Annotated in this window: 14 protein-coding genes and 1 pseudogene; 2 read left to right on the top strand and 13 right to left on the bottom strand. The window is 29.9% G+C overall.

The annotated features are described in order from the left end of the window. The 5 genes from HGPT_RS10295 to HGPT_RS01190 all read right to left on the bottom strand — a co-directional run. The coding region (locus HGPT_RS10295) for an ATP-binding protein (protein ID WP_019138067.1) at positions 1-655 on the bottom strand (655 nt) is incomplete at its 3' end. Next, a complete protein-coding gene (locus HGPT_RS10290) occupies positions 645-839 on the bottom strand; it encodes an ATP-binding protein (RefSeq protein WP_019138066.1) in 195 nt (64 codons plus the stop codon). The genes HGPT_RS10290 and HGPT_RS10295, both read right to left, overlap by 11 nt. A 26-nt stretch (positions 840-865) precedes the next feature. Further along, positions 866-1,363: a magnesium chelatase domain-containing protein gene (locus HGPT_RS09485; protein ID WP_019138065.1), complete on the bottom strand. Its 498-nt coding sequence runs from the start codon at positions 1,361-1,363 to the stop codon at positions 866-868. Positions 1,364-1,530: 167 nt separating this feature from the next. Continuing rightward, positions 1,531-2,778 carry an aminopeptidase gene (locus tag HGPT_RS01195; protein ID WP_019138064.1) on the bottom strand — a complete coding sequence of 416 codons (1,248 nt, stop codon included), beginning with the start codon at positions 2,776-2,778 and terminating at the stop codon, positions 1,531-1,533. Between the two features lie 123 nt (positions 2,779-2,901). After that, positions 2,902-4,245 carry an oxaloacetate decarboxylase subunit alpha gene (locus HGPT_RS01190; protein WP_019138063.1) on the bottom strand — a complete coding sequence of 448 codons (1,344 nt, stop codon included), beginning with the start codon at positions 4,243-4,245 and terminating at the stop codon, positions 2,902-2,904. 232 nt (positions 4,246-4,477) lie between these two features. On the opposite strand from HGPT_RS01190, the gene rpsD reads away from it, so the two are divergent. Continuing rightward, complete coding sequence (gene rpsD, locus HGPT_RS01185; protein ID WP_019138062.1) at positions 4,478-5,074, top strand: 30S ribosomal protein S4; 597 nt, start codon at positions 4,478-4,480, stop codon at positions 5,072-5,074. Between the two features lie 159 nt (positions 5,075-5,233). Here rpsD and HGPT_RS01180 read toward each other — a convergent pair whose 3' ends face one another. Further along, the gene (locus HGPT_RS01180; RefSeq protein WP_019138061.1) at positions 5,234-6,538 is read right to left on the bottom strand and encodes a sodium-dependent transporter; all 1,305 of its coding nucleotides are present in this window, start codon (positions 6,536-6,538) and stop codon (positions 5,234-5,236) included. A gap of 166 nt (positions 6,539-6,704) precedes the next feature. Here HGPT_RS01180 and HGPT_RS01175 point away from each other — a divergent pair, with 166 nt between their 5' ends. Next, a complete protein-coding gene (locus tag HGPT_RS01175) occupies positions 6,705-6,962 on the top strand; it encodes a putative signal transducing protein (protein ID WP_019138060.1) in 258 nt (85 codons plus the stop codon). A gap of 99 nt (positions 6,963-7,061) precedes the next feature. Here the strand turns inward: HGPT_RS01175 and HGPT_RS01170 are convergent, their stop codons facing one another. The 7 genes and pseudogenes from HGPT_RS01170 to HGPT_RS01140 form a co-directional block, all read right to left on the bottom strand. Beyond that, the gene (locus HGPT_RS01170; RefSeq protein ID WP_019138059.1) at positions 7,062-8,129 is read right to left on the bottom strand and encodes an alpha/beta hydrolase; all 1,068 of its coding nucleotides are present in this window, start codon (positions 8,127-8,129) and stop codon (positions 7,062-7,064) included. Between the two features lie 105 nt (positions 8,130-8,234). Beyond that, positions 8,235-11,135 carry a Rib/alpha-like domain-containing protein gene (locus tag HGPT_RS01165; RefSeq protein WP_019138058.1) on the bottom strand — a complete coding sequence of 967 codons (2,901 nt, stop codon included), beginning with the start codon at positions 11,133-11,135 and terminating at the stop codon, positions 8,235-8,237. A 127-nt stretch (positions 11,136-11,262) separates the two neighbouring features. Continuing rightward, positions 11,263-11,705: pseudogene (locus tag HGPT_RS10465) on the bottom strand (ATP synthase subunit B family protein). Continuing rightward, the gene (gene coaD, locus HGPT_RS01155) at positions 11,702-12,187 is read right to left on the bottom strand and encodes a pantetheine-phosphate adenylyltransferase (RefSeq protein ID WP_040542363.1); all 486 of its coding nucleotides are present in this window, start codon (positions 12,185-12,187) and stop codon (positions 11,702-11,704) included. Before coaD ends, HGPT_RS10465 begins: the two are co-directional and overlap by 4 nt. Continuing rightward, complete coding sequence (rsmD, locus tag HGPT_RS01150; RefSeq protein WP_019138056.1) at positions 12,165-12,731, bottom strand: 16S rRNA (guanine(966)-N(2))-methyltransferase RsmD; 567 nt, start codon at positions 12,729-12,731, stop codon at positions 12,165-12,167. The genes coaD and rsmD overlap by 23 nt, the downstream gene beginning before the upstream one ends. A gap of 53 nt (positions 12,732-12,784) precedes the next feature. Continuing rightward, complete coding sequence (recG, locus tag HGPT_RS01145) at positions 12,785-14,815, bottom strand: ATP-dependent DNA helicase RecG (RefSeq protein ID WP_019138055.1); 2,031 nt, start codon at positions 14,813-14,815, stop codon at positions 12,785-12,787. Between the two features lie 60 nt (positions 14,816-14,875). Further along, positions 14,876-15,566: dihydroxyacetone kinase (locus tag HGPT_RS01140; protein WP_040542360.1), on the bottom strand; the 691-nt coding region annotated here is incomplete at its 5' end.

The raw sequence follows: 15,566 nt of genomic DNA, 5'->3' as shown, positions 1-15,566 counted from the left end.
CAAGTTCCAATATTTTTTCAGAATTTTTATCCAGATAACAATATTTTTTTAATTTATTTTCTGGAATTTCAGAATTATACTTGAAACTTTCATCTTTAAATCTATCTTTTTGTATTTCCCTCACATACTTAACCCTATTTCTTATAGTTTCAGAAGATTCACCTGATCTTTTCGAAGAAATATCTTTATAGTTAACTTCAGGAACTTCAAGATGAATGTCAATTCTATCTAATAGAGGATGTGAAATTTTTGAAAGATACCTTTGAATTTCATAAGGCGAGCAATTGCACTCGTGAGTTTTGGAATTGTGAAATCCACATGGACAGGGGTTTAATGCCACAAGCAGTTGAAAATCTGCTGGATACTTGACACTAGCATTTGCACGTGAAATTATTATGTCCTTTGATTCCATAGGTTGACGCAAGACTTCTAAAACAGACTTTGAAAATTCAGGAAGTTCATCTAAAAAAAGTACTCCCTTGTGTGCAAGAGAAATTTCACCAGGTTTTGGAATTTTTCCTCCTCCTATTAAAGAAACTGCTGAAGCTGTGTGATGAGGCGATCTAAAGGGTGGCTTTGTAATTAATGAATTGTCTTCTAACAATCCAGAAATGGAATAAATTTTTGTAACTTCTATAGCTTCTTCAAAAATCAAGTTCCGGCAAGATAGTTGGAAATCTTTTTGCTGCCATAGTTTTTCCAGATCCAGGTGATCCTAAGATTAAAATATTTGACTTTGCTGATGCCGAAATTTCTAAAGCTCTTTTTAAATTTTCTTGTCCCTTTATATCTGAAAAATCAACTTCATAAGAAACCTTTTCCCTAATTAAACTTCCCATGCATCTTTCAATTTGAATTTCTCCTTTTATAAAAAAATAACTTCTTCCAAGGTCTTCACTGGATAAATTTCCACATCAGAAACTATGGCACATTCTTTTCTATTTTCATAAGGGACAATAAATTTTCTGTAGCCCTTCTCCCTCATGGATATGACCATGGGAAGTGCCCCTTGAATTTTATTTACCTTACCATCTAGAGCAAGTTCTCCCATGTAGACATAAGATCCATAGTCCATATCAAGACTTTCATCACAACTAAGAAGACTAACTGCTATGGCAAGATCTAATTGAGTCCCATCTTTTCTCAAATTTGCAGGAGCTAAATTTATTGTAATTCTCTTTTTTGGGAAGTCGAATCCAGAATTTTTTATGGCAGATTTTACTCTTTCAGTTGATTCTTTTACAGCTGTATCTGCTAGTCCAACTAAAATAATTTTTGGCATTCCATTTGATAAATCTACTTCAACATCTACTGGATATCCATTTAAACCAGTTAAGGTGCAGGTCTTGGTGCAAGAGTACATAATTCCTCCTTATCTATCTAAAGTTTATAATTTTATTCTTATTTATATTCCTATTTATATTCTATCAGAAAACCTTTACAAATTCTAAAGTAATTAAAAAAATAAAAAACCTCTTCACTAGTTTACTAGCAAAGAGGCTTAAATTTCATCTTACTTTTATAAATTGATTAAATTACAAAATTTCCTTCTTTAAATATTTGAACTTCTTCTCCATTTTCTTTTACTCCAACTATTTCAGTTGTAGCATCTCCTATCATAAAGTCCACATGAGTAAGAGAATCATTCATTCCACGATCTTTTAATTCTTCAAGTGAAAGTTTTTCTCCACCTTCAATACAAGTTGGATAGGATTTTCCCAATGCTAAGTGACAAGATGCATTTTCATCATAAAGTGTGTTATAGAAAAGAACCTTTCTCATAGAAATTGGAGTATTATAAGAAACTAAGGCAACTTCACCTAATCTCTTTGAACCTTCATCTGTTTCTAAAATATTTTTTAAATATTCTTTTCCTGATTTTGCATCATAATCGACAACAAGACCATCTTTAAAAACTAAATAAAAATCTTCAATTAAATTTCCATTGTAATTTAGTGGCATTGTAGAATAAACTTTTCCATTTACTCCATCAAGTCTTGGAGCAGAAAAAACTTCTTCACTTGGCATATTTGCAATGAATTCTTCTCCATCACTATTTAAATCTCCTGCTCCTGCAAAGATATATCCCTTTGGGAGTCCAACTTCCAAGTCAGTTCCCTTAGCTGATTTATAAACTAACTTTTCAAATTTATTTTCATTTAAAAATTTGCTGTATCTGTTTAAATTATTTACATGGTTTTCAAGAGCTTTTTCTGGATCTTCTTCAAAAAGTCTAACAGAGTTAAAAATTTCAAACCATAATTTTCTCACTGCCTCATCTTCTTCCAATGAAGGAAATACTTTTTTTGCCCATGAAGGGATACTTGCTCCCACAACTATCCATGAAACATAATTTGCCATCATTTTAGCAGAAAAATCTCTAAGCGCCTTTGAAGATGCGAGATTAGATTTAAATAATTTTTCTGAATCAAGTCCCTTAAATACATCTGGATCTGATCCTGTAACTGAAAGGTATTTTGCCTTTTTTTCCATATAATAATTTTCTTTATCTACTTTATGCTTAGGAATATCAGTAAGTACTTCTACACTTTCATTTTCGTATTTAAGTTTTTGAATTAGTGGGTCCCTATAATCTACAACAACTTCACTTGCCCCTAGTTCATAAGCTTTTTTTGTACAAGTTATAGCAAAATCTCTCGCTTCAATTGGACATCTCACAACTAACTTATCGTCTTTTTTTATTTTTAGACCAATTTTTAAAATCAGTTCAGCGTATTTTTCTATATAATCTTCAACTTTAAAATCTTTAAAATCCATCTAATCATCCCTTCTATTTTAAAAAATATTTATTACTTTAATAAAATTAATATACAACAAAAAATTGGCAAATGCAAAAAGATACTACCCTATCTAGTAGTATCTTTTAATAAAATTTATAATTTATTTTGCATATTTTTTTGTCAAAAATTCTTTTGCAACTTGTGGGAATAAGGCGTAAGTCAATACATCTTCTTCTGTCTTTGCAAGATTTCCTATTTCTTTCTTGTAATTTTCAAGAGCTGGTGCTAAATGATTTGCTGGCCTATCAGTGATAACTTCTGCATCACCAATAATAGATTTTCTAAAGGCGTCATCTATTTCCACTGGACTCTTGCCGTATAATCCCTTTAAATAATCCTTGATCTCATTTGGAACCATCTTGTATCTCTTTCCAGTCATCACGTTAAAGGAAGCTTGAGTACCAACCATTTGGCTCATAGGAGTTACTAGTGGTGGATAACCCATGTCTTTTCTAACATTTGGAACTTCAGCAAGAACCTTGTCAAATAAATGATCTTGTTTAGCGGCAGAAAGTTGCGAACTTAAATTTGAAAGCATGCCACCAGGCACTTGGTATATTAATCCTTTTGGATCTACTGTTAGCATTTTAACTCTCATTGTTTTATCATTAAGATATTTATTTTTTACTTCTTGGAAGTATGGTGCAAGTTCACTTAAAATATCAAGATCTAAGTCTACATCATAACCTGCTTCTTTTAAAATTATTGCAAGAGTTTCAGTTGGTGGCTGACTAGTTCCTCCTGAAAATGGAGAAAGTGCTGTATCAATAATATCTGCTCCCTCTTCTATTCCCTTCAAATAGGTCATAGATCCACAACCTGTAGTTTCATGAGTGTGAAGTTCTATTGGAATATCAATTGCCTTTCTAAGAGATCTTACTAAATCTCTTGATACAGGAGGAGTTAAAATTCCTGCCATGTCCTTTATAGCAATAGAGTCTGCACCCATTTCTTGAACTTTTTTAGCAAGGTCTGTGAAATAATCAATTGTATGAACTTCAGAAGTAGTATAACAAATTGCAACTTGTGCTTCTGCTCCTGCTTTTTTTGTCGCCTTTAGTGAAGTTTCAATATTTCTAATGTCGTTTAAAGCATCAAAAATTCTAATAATATCAATTCCATTTTTTACAGAAAGTTCCACAAATTTTTCCACAACATCATCAGGATAGTTTTTATATCCCAATAAATTTTGACCTCTCAAAAGCATTTGAGTTTTTGTGTTTTTAAAATGTAATTTTATATTTCTAAGTCTTTCCCATGGATCTTCATCAAGATATCTTATGCAGGAATCAAAAGTGGCTCCACCCCAGCATTCTATAGCTTTATATCCAACCTTATCTAGTTTATCTAAGGCAGGTTCCATATCCTTATATGTCATTCGTGTTGCCATAAGTGATTGATGAGCATCACGAAGAATTGTATCAACGAATTCTATTTTTTTCATAAATCCTCCTAGGTAAATTTTACTTTCAGATTAATTCTATTTAAATTAAGTATAACATATATACCCATAATATTTTCATAGATAAAGTGGTTTTTCGACAAATTATATTTGTTAGTATATAAAATTTTTCTTGCCAATATTTTGCTATCTCCTTTACAAATCAATCTTAATTTAGTATAATGCAATCGGCTTATAAATTATCGCGGCGAAAATTTATAGGAGTTTGATAAAAATGGCAAAAATGATGGATCCAAAGTTCAAGCAATCAAGAAGACTTGGACTAAATGTATGCGGTCACCCAAAGGCAATGAAAAAAGCTACAAGAGGTACTGCAAGAAGTGATAAAAAACTTACTGAATATGGTAAGCAACTTTTAGAAAAACAAAGATTAAGAGCATATTATGGTGTTCTTGAAAAACAATTTGTTAATCTATTCAAAGAAGCTCAAAGAGCTCAAGGACAAACAGGTCCTAACCTTGTAATATTCCTTGAAACAAGACTTGATTCTTTATGTTACAGAATGGGCTTCGCTTCTTCAATTAGACAAGCAAGACAAATGGTTACTCACGGTCACTTAACTGTAAATGGAAATAAAGTAAATATTCCTTCTTACAGATGTGAAGCTGGTGATGTAATTGCATTATCTGCTAAAGGAAAAAAAGTTGATTTATTCAAAGAAAACTACAACACTAATATCGTAGCTAACTTCCCTTACATTTCTAAGGATGAAGACTTTAAAGCAACTTTAGTAACTCTTCCAAATAGAGAAGATGTTCCAATAGAAATTGAAGACCAATTAATCGTTGAATTCTATTCAAAGAATATGTAATGAAAATGAAAAAGACCCTGCTTGGGTCTTTTTTCATGTCCAAAATTCTTAAAAATATACTTCTCTTCTCACTATCTTATATTTTAATTTTATAAAAATCTAGAAGATAATATGGCACAAAAAAAATCGCATGACAAGATGCGACTTTTTTTAATTTACTTATTTTATAAATTGACTAAAGAATATTATCACAATCACGATTGGTGATATATATTTTATACTTACATTCATCCAAGTTCTAATAAAAGGACTTTTAATATTTGCTGCTTCTAAGACATTTTCCATTTTCCAAGCTCTTGCAGAGAATAGTGCTATTAATAGACATCCTATTACTAAGATATAATTACTTTCAATATTATCTAAAAATGCAAAGGCTGGATCATAGAAAATAGAAACTGCAGCAATGGCAATTATTATTACACTTGCAAGAATAAGAGCCTTAATTCTTTCTAGTTTAAATCTTTCCATAAATTGTCCAACAATTGCTTCTAATACTCCTACTGATGAAGTGAAAGCAGCAATGTAAAATCCAAAGTAAAATAATACTGAAAGCACTCTTCCAAAAGGAACAACATTAAAGGCAAGTGGAAGTGTTAAAAATGTAAGTCCCACTCCTTCTCCTGGTGTTAGTCCTGTTGCAAATACAATAGGAAGAATCATAAGTCCTGATAAAATACCTGCAAAAACAAGTGCAAGACAAATTACAGAAGAGTCTTTAAAAATATTTTCATCCTTTTCTTTGATATAAGAACCAAAAACCATGGAACCTAGCATTGCAAGACCCAAGGCAAAGAAAGCCTGACCAAGACATGTTATAACTGAATTTAGAGAAAATTTTGAAAGATCTGGTTTAAATAAGAAAGTAATACCTTCTTTTGCACCAGGTAGTCTAAGTCCAAATATAATTATTACAATCATAATAACAAATAAAATTGGTATTAGAACTTTTGAAACTCTCTCAATTCCCTTTTGCACTCCAAGAATTATAACTGCATTGTTAAGTAAAAAGTTAACAAGGAAAAATAAAAATACAGTTCCTTTATTTGCATTAAAGGCATCAAAATAATTTTGAATTCCTTGACTATCTAGACCAACGAAATCGCCCATAAAGGCTCCTGCAATGTATTTTATTATCCAGGCATAAATAACTGAAGTGTAACCAACAATAATAAGGGCTGCAATTGTGTGTAGGTAACCTGCTAGATACCATTTTGTATTTGGTTTTAAATTTTTATAGGCATCTATAGCTGCGTTACCCGTTGCATAACCTATGGTAACTTCACAAGTCATAAGAGGTATTCCTATAACTAAAATAATTAAAATGTATAAGAATATAAATATTGCTCCACCGTTTTCGCCAACTACGTAAGGAAATCTCCAAAGAGTTCCTATTCCAAGGGCAAGGCCAATGGCAACCATAATGAATCCTAGGATTGATGAAAATCCTTCATTTTGTTTTGACATACGCTCTCTCCTTTTTTATATACTAGAAATACTACCATAAAAATAAATTTTTTTAAATAGATAAAGGAAATTTTCCCCTTTAAAGCGAAAAATTTTTTGTTTTTGGCAAAAATTTATAAAATTTATTCTTTTTTGCTTTCGTGGTATAATCATTTTAGGTGATAATATGAAAAAAGATATCGAATATGTAAAACTAGTGACTTCAACAAATAAACTTATCTTTGATGAAATTTGTGCCTTCTTAGAAGACAATTCAATCCCTTATTTTGTAAAAGATGAAGGTGACTACATGCGTCTCATATCAGGTTTTTCTCTATATGAAAAGGGAATTTATGTGTCTGAAAGTGATTTTGAAGAAGCAAATGAACTTCTAATTTATTTTATGAATGACAATGACACAAGTGGCGACTTATCCTTTGATTAATTTTTAAAAATAAATAATTTAAAAAGCTGAGAAATTTTCCTCAGCTTATTTTTTTTGTAAACATTTTATTAAATTTTTAATTAATGAATATGATTTAATTTACTTATCCAAAAAGTTAACTAAGTCCTTAAAGACTTCTTCTCTATTATCTTCTCTAAAAATTTCGTGTTTCATGTTCTTATAAAGTTTTGAATCAATATTTTTGTATCCAACTTTTTTCAAAATATCAATGGAACTTTCAAAACCTTTTTCTCCACCAATAACCACATCGTCTTCTCCGGCGATGAATAAAATCTCAAGTTCTGGATTTCTAAATTTAAAATTTTTTACCTTGTTTAGTTCATTAACTCCTTCAAAGACAGATAGATATCCCCTATTTTTAAAAACTGCTGGCATAGAAGGATCTTTTTTTGCATCTTCAATATTTTCCTTGCTATAACTTATCCAATCAAAATGTTTTTTCTCTCCATTGTAGAGATTTTTTAATATGACTAGAGTCCTTCTCTCTCCAAAGTAAAAATTTACAAAATTTCCAACAAAAATTGCAAGCTTAACTTCAGAAATATAATTTGGAGGACCTGATAGGGCAACTTTTTTTATTAAATTATCTCCTTTTTCAAGATAAATTCTTCCAAATACAGTACCAAGAGAATGCCCAATTAAATAAATATCTTTTTCTGGAAACTTACTTTTTAGAGCCTTCGTAATTGCTAGATTATCATCGACAACTTTTTCTACACCATCAATATATCCAAGTGGGTATTTTTCACTCAAAGACCTTCCATGACCCCTATTATCAGATATAAAACAGGAATATCCATTTTTATTTAGATAATCAATTAAATAGAAATATCTCTCCTTATGTTCAAGAGCTCCGTGAATAATTTGAACAATTGCTTTAGAATTTTCTACAGGAAAATATACTCCATCAAGAATAAAATCATCATAGGATTTTATTTTTACCCTTTGAAAATTTGGCAAAGTATGAAAATCTTTTTCATTTCCAAATTCACCATAATTTTCTTTTCCTTCACTATTTATAGGCAAAAATTCTAAATCACAATTTATCTCAACATTTTCATTTTGAAGAAGCTTATTAGATTTCCTATAATGAATTTGTGGAATTAATAAAATAATTATAATGAGTAATATAATAAAATATAACATAATTCACCTCAAAATCATTATAGCAAAGTCTTATCTTAATTTGTTGATTTAATATTATAAAAACAATATATTTTCATAAAAAAGGAAGGGTCTTGCCCTTCCAAATCACTTAACTTCAATTGTTATGATTTTATTTTCATCGTCCCACTCAATATCTTTTTTTTCACCATCCCTTACATTTCCGCAGCTCATACCAAAAACTTCCGCTATACTCCTCAGTGGAAGATATATCCTCCCATCAATAATTAAAGGTTTTTCCTCCATAAAAAAGATTTTTCCATTTGAAAGAATTATTTGATTATGGTCTATTTGAAGAATTGCAGTGAGATTTTCCCTTGTAAAAGATGCTGTCCTAGTATTTTCATTCCAAATAACTTTTGCATCTAAAATTTCTGCCATTGACCTTGCTGGGATAAAGGTTCTATCATTTTTTATAAATACCTTTGTTGTCATAAATTTATTTTCTATTTTTTCATCATCTATTATTGTGTAACTTCCATTTTTTGTGTCAATTATGTATTTTTTCTTCTTTAACTTATTGCTCTTATCTTCAAAATCATTTACAAGATTCACAAAATAAATAGGTCTATTTTCTCTTCTATAACTATGTCTTGTAAAATTATTCCAATAATAATCTAACTTATCAATGTTTTTTTCTTCCATGTCCTTAATATGATTATCTTTATTTTCCTTTTCTTCTTTATTTTTATCTTCTTCCTCTATCTTATCTATTTCCTCAACAAGTTCTACTAGAGAGATAATATTTTTGGATCCATCTTCATAAGTTAAAATCACATTTTTCATATTGTCCATAGAAGCTGACTTTGCTTTGGGATTGGCTTCTGAAACTTTTTTGATAATCTCACTTTTTTCAGTATCAGATAAGGCATTTTTATCTTCTACTTTTGTTTTTTCCGGCTTAATTATAGGAAACATTTCTGCCAAACTTATCTTTGGTTTTTCTTTTTCTCTGACATTAATAATAAGTTCAAGTTCTCTTATTGACTCATCTTTAAAAATCAAATCGAGATTTAATTTATATTCTCCTGCTTCCAAAGTATTTATCTCATTTTTTATAACAATTTCAACAATTTTATTATCTTCATTTCCTATATAATTTTTTATTAAATCAGAATCTACAACTTGTCCCTTAATAACTTCTATATTGTCAACTTTTGGAGTAAACTCATCTGCAAGGGATTTAAAAATTACAATTGGAATTTCTATTATTCTTGAAGAGGAATTTTTAAATGTCACCTTCACTTTTCCAGTGTAAGTCCCCGGAACTTTTGTATCTATTGAAGGACTTGTAATATCTTCTATTTTTGTAGCTTCTGGCAGATTATTTATATTGTCCAATAAATTAATTTCTCCGTTGTAGGGAACTTCTTCTTTCACAATATCCTTTTCTTCAATTTTTGGAATTGGACTTATTATTGATCCTTCAATTTTTTCAATTACTTTTACTGGAATTTCAACTTCTTTATTTGAAGAATCTGAGAATGTCAAAATTAAAACTGCCTTACTTTTTCCGACTTTACTAGTATCTGCTTTTTCCTTTATTTCTACTTTCTTGACGTCTTCTTTTAGATTTGTTATCCCTTCTTTTAACCTTTCTACTGTCACTTCTTCATTTAAATTTATCTCTATTTCTTTCGTCTGAGGAATAAATTTATCGGATTCTCTTTCAAATCTTGCAACAAAAACTTTATCAGAATCTACTTTAATATTTTTAATATCTTCTATCTTTTTGTCGTCTTGGAACCAATAAACAGAATCACTGTAATCCTTCCAATTTTTGTCATGAAGAACAGGTTTCTCAGGTAAATTTTTTATTATATTCAGGCTGGAACCACTTTTTATTGCAAAATTCTTATACTTATTATTAAATCTATTTTTAAAGTTTGAAAATTCAAATCCATCTTCTGTTTCAAATCTAATCTTATAAAATCCTTCAAGTAAGGGTTTATTCTCTGACCCTTCTCCTGAATCTAATAACATCCCATCGTATAAAAATCTGCCAGCTATATTATTAATATAATGTTCTGTTGGAATGGGACTGTTTTCGTCAAGTTTATGATCAAAATTTCCAATTTCATACCAATACCAAAATTTGTGATTTTCATCTTCTTGAATTAATGGTTGTAACTTTGATAGTTTTTCATTTTTAAAATCTTTCCTTAAGATTAAATTTATTTCATTTAAGTCATTAATCTCATCAATGGCATATTTTTTTTGCCAGTCTGATAAATATAATTTCCCATATCCAGGAGCTTGATCCTGCTTGTTATAAACAAATCTAATTTTATAACAATCTTTATAATCTATCATATAATTATCACTATCTCTAGAGGGACCAAAACTAATGGAATAAATATAGGGATTATTATAAAAAACAGAATGAAATACTACAGCCTTCTCTGTGTCACATTTATTTTTTTTAACCCTTTTTTCTATAGTCTTTGGATTTTCAAAATCTACATTAATCCCATTAATAGCCCAACTTTTAAATTTATGTATTTCCTTTTTTTCAGGATCACTTTCAGTATTAGCTGCTGATATATCAAAAAGACATGTTCCATCTTTTAATTTATAAGTTAAAATTTCTGACCAGTCAGCATTTTTAAGAGCGTAAAATATCTTTCCTTTGAACTTAATGGTTCCAGAAGGTGTTAAAGTCGAACCATCTATTAATTCTATTTCTTCTCCATATTTATTTATAAGTTTGCCGTAATATTTTAAGTCCGTCCCCTTCTTGTAAGCAATTTCAGGAGAAAATATAATTTTAAAATATTGATCTTTAACTTCTTCTTTTGGCATTTCTTCTGTTACCAGTGGAAGATCATTTTCATCTTCTTTATAAACATTTTCATTCTCACTCACATTTAGAGCTTTATTTTTTCCTAATTCCTTACTTTTATTTTCATTGGAAATTGCCCATACAGGGTTTAAGATATTAAAAATTACAGCTATCGCAATTAATAAAGACAAAATTTTTCTTTTCATTTAGCTTCTCCTTAATGTTTTAATAAAAATCCAAGAGTTTATAAATACGTTTTCTTTTATTATATCACCTAATAATTGAAAACACTAAAAAAAACCTGAGTAAAAAACCCAGGTCCAAAATTCTAATTTATCCTCTTAATTCTTGTCTATTTTCGTTAAGCATCTTAATTATTTCTGAAAGATTAACTTGAGTATTTTCAAGTAATTCATCTGCATAATCTCTTGCGCCTTCTCTAATTTGAGTTGACTCTTCTTTTGCAGATTTCAAAATTTCAGATGCTCTTTCATTTGCTTGTCTTACAAGTTCATTTTCATCAATTAATTTTTTCTAGAATGAGCTCTTGCTGCAGAAATAATTTTATCTGCTTCATCATGTGCTCCATTGATGATATCGTCCTTATCTTGTGCAATTCTTTGAGCTTCAGAAATCTCTCCAGGAATTTGTGCTTTTACTTCATTTACAATTTCCAAAAATTCATCTCTATCTACCATTACCTTGTTTGTAAGTGGTATTTGTGATGATGTTTCTACAAGATCTTCTAATTCTTCAACTAAATCAATTAAATTCATATCTTCCTCCTAAGTAATTTTTTCTTCATAGCTTCTCCTACAATAGGAGGCACGAATAAATCTGTATCTCCGTCAAAGGTTGCTACCTCTTTTGCAAGTGTTGAACTTACAAATAAATTTTCATTGGATGACAACAAAAATACAGTTTCAACACCGTACTTGTAATTTTTGTTTGCCATGGCAAGTGTATATTCACTGAAATAATCAGAAGCTGATCTAAGGCCCCTAACTATAACCTTGCAGTTTTTCTTTTTTGCATAGTCTACTAGAAGTCCATCAAAGGAATCAATTTCAATTCCTTCCATGCCATCTAAAACTTCATGGAGCAGTCTTTTCCTTTCTTCCACTGTGAAAAGTCCCTTTTTGGAAGTGTTGTCTAAAACAGCAACAACTATTTCCCCAAAAATATCTCTTGCTCTTTTTATAATGTCTAAATGACCATTGGTCACAGGGTCGAAGCTACCCGCATATATTGCTTTCATTTTCATCCCATCCACATATAGAAATTGAAGTATTTCCATATTTTTTATTTTTTAATTCTACAAAGCCTTCTCCAATTAAAAGTGGTTTATCAGTATTATACTCCACAATTAATTTTCCATCATCTTTTAGAATTTTATATTCTTTTATTAGCTTAAAGGCTTTCTTATATAAATCACGTCTTTCAAAGGGTGGATCCATATAAATATAATCAAATTTTACATCCAAATTTTTCAAAGCTTGATTCAAGTGATTTTCTATGACAAAAGCCTGATCAGAGAATTTTGCTTTATCAAGATTTTTTTTGACACAAACTATGGCTTCCTTGGACTTATCAACAAAGTATGCTTTTTCAGCACCTCTAGATATAAATTCAATTCCATTGGCACCACTGCCACAAAATAAATCCAAAACTATATCTCCAAAAAAATTTTGACCAAGGATATTAAAAACCGATTCCTTAACCCTATCTTCTGTGGGTCTTGTGTCTAGTCCTTTAGGAGCTATTAATTTGAGCCCTCTTCTGTTTCCTGCAATTATTCTCATAAAGCCTCCAAATTAGTTTTATTTTACCATAAGAAAGGATATATTGAAAGATGTTAGTTCAAATCAGAGTAAAATTCAGCGATTTCTTTATTTAGATAAGAATATTTCTCCCCTTCTAAGTTTGGATCTTCTTCTAAAATATTTCTAACATCATCTGCTGCATATTTTAAAATAGTTTCATCTCTAAAAGGATCTGCAAGTCTTAAATTCGGCATTCCTGATTGTCTTGTTCCAAGAATATCTCCAAAACCTCTAAGTTCTAAATCCTTATTTGCAATATAAAAACCATCATTTGAATCTGTCATTATTTTCATTCTTTCCCATGAAATTTCACTTTTAGAAAGATTATACAAGATGCAATAGGATTGTTGATCTCCTCTTCCTACTCTTCCACGAAGTTGATGTAGAGTTGATAAACCAAACCTCTCTGCATTATAAATCATAATTACACTGGCATTTGGAACATTTACCCCAACTTCAACAACAGTTGTAGAAACTAAAAGATTTATTTTATTCTCTGCAAAATCTTCCATGATCTTATTTTTTTCATCAGCCTTCATTTTTCCATGAAGAAGTCCAATATTAAATCCACTAAAATACTCACTTAATTCTTCAAATACTTTTTCAACTGCCTGCAAGTTTTCATAATCTTGATTTTCTTCAATTAGTGAGCAGATTACATAGGCTTGTCTTCCTTCTTTTAGTTCCTTTTTTATAAAATCAAGGGCCTTATTAAGCATATTTTCATTTATGGCAACTGTCTTAATTGCTTTTCTCCCCTTAGGCATTGTCTTTATTACAGAAATATCTAAATCTGCATAAAGGACTAAACTCAAACTCCTTGGGATAGGTGTAGCTGACATAACAATTGTAGCTGCATCTTTATTTTTATTTTGAAGCATATTTCTTTGGACAACTCCAAAACGATGCTGCTCATCAATAACATTTAATGCTAATTTTTTAAAAACCACATTTTCTTCTATTAGAGCATGAGTTCCAATTAAAATATCAATAGAACCCATTTCCAAATTATCTAAAATGTCTCTCTTTGCAGCCTTTGTAGTTGAACCAATTAAAAGTCCTATCTTTACTCCAAGAGGTTCTAAAAGTTCCACAAAGGATTCAAAATGTTGTTTGGCGAGGATTTCTGTTGGTGCCATTATAGATGATTGATATCCATTTAAATATGAAAGATACATAACAATAATTGCAATAATTGTCTTTCCACTTCCAACATCACCTTGAATAAGTCTATTTATAGCCTTTCCCTTTTTCATGTCTTCAAAAATTTCTTCTAAAACAGAATTTTGACCAAGAGTAAGTTTAAAGGGAAGATTTTCTATAAAATCATAAATTTCATCTTTTATTTCAAATTTTATGGCATCTCGCCTTTCATTTTGTATTTTATTTTTTAAAATGGAAAGTTCAAATAAAAATAATTCTTCATAAATTAATCTCTGTCTTGCCTGTATGTAATTTTTTCTGCTACTTGGATAGTGAATACTTTTAATAGCTTCATTTTTACCAATTAAAGAGTATTTTTCTAAAATATCCTTTGGCAAATTTTCTCTAAACAAGTTTTTGTCAATAACTTGATTTATCACTTTTTCAAAGACAAAATTATTCAAGCCTTCTGTTAATCCATAAATAGGAGAAATTTTGCCCAGTTTCTTTAATTTATCTATTCTTTCAATTTCAGGACTTGATAAGCTCACCCTGCCCCTAAAGTAATCAACTTTTCCATAAACTAGATAGCTATTTCCAATAATAATTTGAGAATTTAAATAAAAGGCATTAAAAAAGGATAACTCTACCTGACCAGTTTCATCTTCAGCAAGAAAACTAGTTAAGCTAAGCCCCTTTCTTATCCTCCTATTTTGAAGTTTAGAAATAATTCTAACTTTAAATGTACTTTTTTCTCCAATTTTTGCTTCTGAAAGTTTTATTATCTTTGAGGAATCTTCATATCTTCTTGGATAAAAATGTAAAAGATCATAGACAGTATAAATTCCAAGTTTGTGAAATAATTCTGCCCTCTTAGGTCCAATTTGTTTTAAAGTTTTTATAGAATCACTTAACTTCATATTTCTCTCCTATTAGAAAAGCCCAAAGCAAAACTTCGGGCTCCTTTAATGATTTAAAATTTATTCTAGCGAAATGATGTAATAATAAATAGGTTGATCTCCCTTAATTACATCAATATCAATGTCTGGATATTTCTCTTCTATTGTTTCACGAACTTTTTCTGCATCTTCTTCTTTTACATCTTCTCCATAGAAAAGTGTTACAAGAGAAATGTCATCATTCATTAATTTATCGACAGTTTCAGTTACAACATCAAAAATAGTATTTCCACTTGAAATAATATCTTTAGAAGCAATACCTATTATATCGTCTTTGTGAATTTCTTTTCCACCAATCTTTGTATCTCTAACTGCATAAGTTACTGATGCATCAGTGACACTTTCTAAGGCTTCTATCATATTTTCCTTATTTTCTTCTTTTGTAGCTTCTTCGTTAAAAGCAAGCATAGCAGCTATACCTTGTGGAACGGATTTTGATGGAATTACAATTATTTCTCTATCAGAAATATCTCTTGCTTGTTCTGCAGATAGAATTATATTGCTGTTATTTGGGATAAGATAAATTACCTTTCCGCCAACTTTTTCTACACCCTTTAGAAGATCTTCTGTAGATGGATTCATAGTTTGTCCACCAGCAACAACATAATCAACACCTAGAGATTTAAAAGTTTCTGTCATTCCATCTCCCATGGAAACAGTAATAAAGGAATAATCTTTTTCTTCAATAGTTTCTTCCTCTTCTTCTCTTTTT

It is taken from the genome of Peptoniphilus timonensis JC401 (genome assembly GCF_000312025.1).
GTDB classification, from domain to species: Bacteria; Bacillota; Clostridia; order Tissierellales; family Peptoniphilaceae; genus Peptoniphilus_A; species Peptoniphilus_A timonensis.
The sequence above is the reverse complement of the archived record's forward strand: the minus strand, read 5'-3'. Positions and strand labels throughout refer to the sequence as shown.

What these genes read in the sequence shown, in the direction of transcription:
- HGPT_RS09485 (WP_019138065.1), bottom strand. Translation starts at nt 1,363, where the DNA reads ATGTACTCTTGCACCAAGACCTGCACCTTAACTGGTTTAAATGGATAT.
- HGPT_RS01180 (WP_019138061.1), bottom strand. Translation starts at nt 6,538, where the DNA reads ATGTCAAAACAAAATGAAGGATTTTCATCAATCCTAGGATTCATTATG.
- rsmD (WP_019138056.1), bottom strand. Translation starts at nt 12,731, where the DNA reads ATGAGAATAATTGCAGGAAACAGAAGAGGGCTCAAATTAATAGCTCCT.
- rpsD (WP_019138062.1), top strand. Translation starts at nt 4,478, where the DNA reads ATGGCAAAAATGATGGATCCAAAGTTCAAGCAATCAAGAAGACTTGGA.
- HGPT_RS01195 (WP_019138064.1), bottom strand. Translation starts at nt 2,778, where the DNA reads ATGGATTTTAAAGATTTTAAAGTTGAAGATTATATAGAAAAATACGCT.
- coaD (WP_040542363.1), bottom strand. Translation starts at nt 12,187, where the DNA reads ATGAAAGCAATATATGCGGGTAGCTTCGACCCTGTGACCAATGGTCAT.
- HGPT_RS01175 (WP_019138060.1), top strand. Translation starts at nt 6,705, where the DNA reads ATGAAAAAAGATATCGAATATGTAAAACTAGTGACTTCAACAAATAAA.
- HGPT_RS01165 (WP_019138058.1), bottom strand. Translation starts at nt 11,135, where the DNA reads ATGAAAAGAAAAATTTTGTCTTTATTAATTGCGATAGCTGTAATTTTT.
- recG (WP_019138055.1), bottom strand. Translation starts at nt 14,815, where the DNA reads ATGAAGTTAAGTGATTCTATAAAAACTTTAAAACAAATTGGACCTAAG.
- HGPT_RS10290 (WP_019138066.1), bottom strand. Translation starts at nt 839, where the DNA reads ATGGGAAGTTTAATTAGGGAAAAGGTTTCTTATGAAGTTGATTTTTCA.
- HGPT_RS01190 (WP_019138063.1), bottom strand. Translation starts at nt 4,245, where the DNA reads ATGAAAAAAATAGAATTCGTTGATACAATTCTTCGTGATGCTCATCAA.
- HGPT_RS01170 (WP_019138059.1), bottom strand. Translation starts at nt 8,129, where the DNA reads ATGTTATATTTTATTATATTACTCATTATAATTATTTTATTAATTCCA.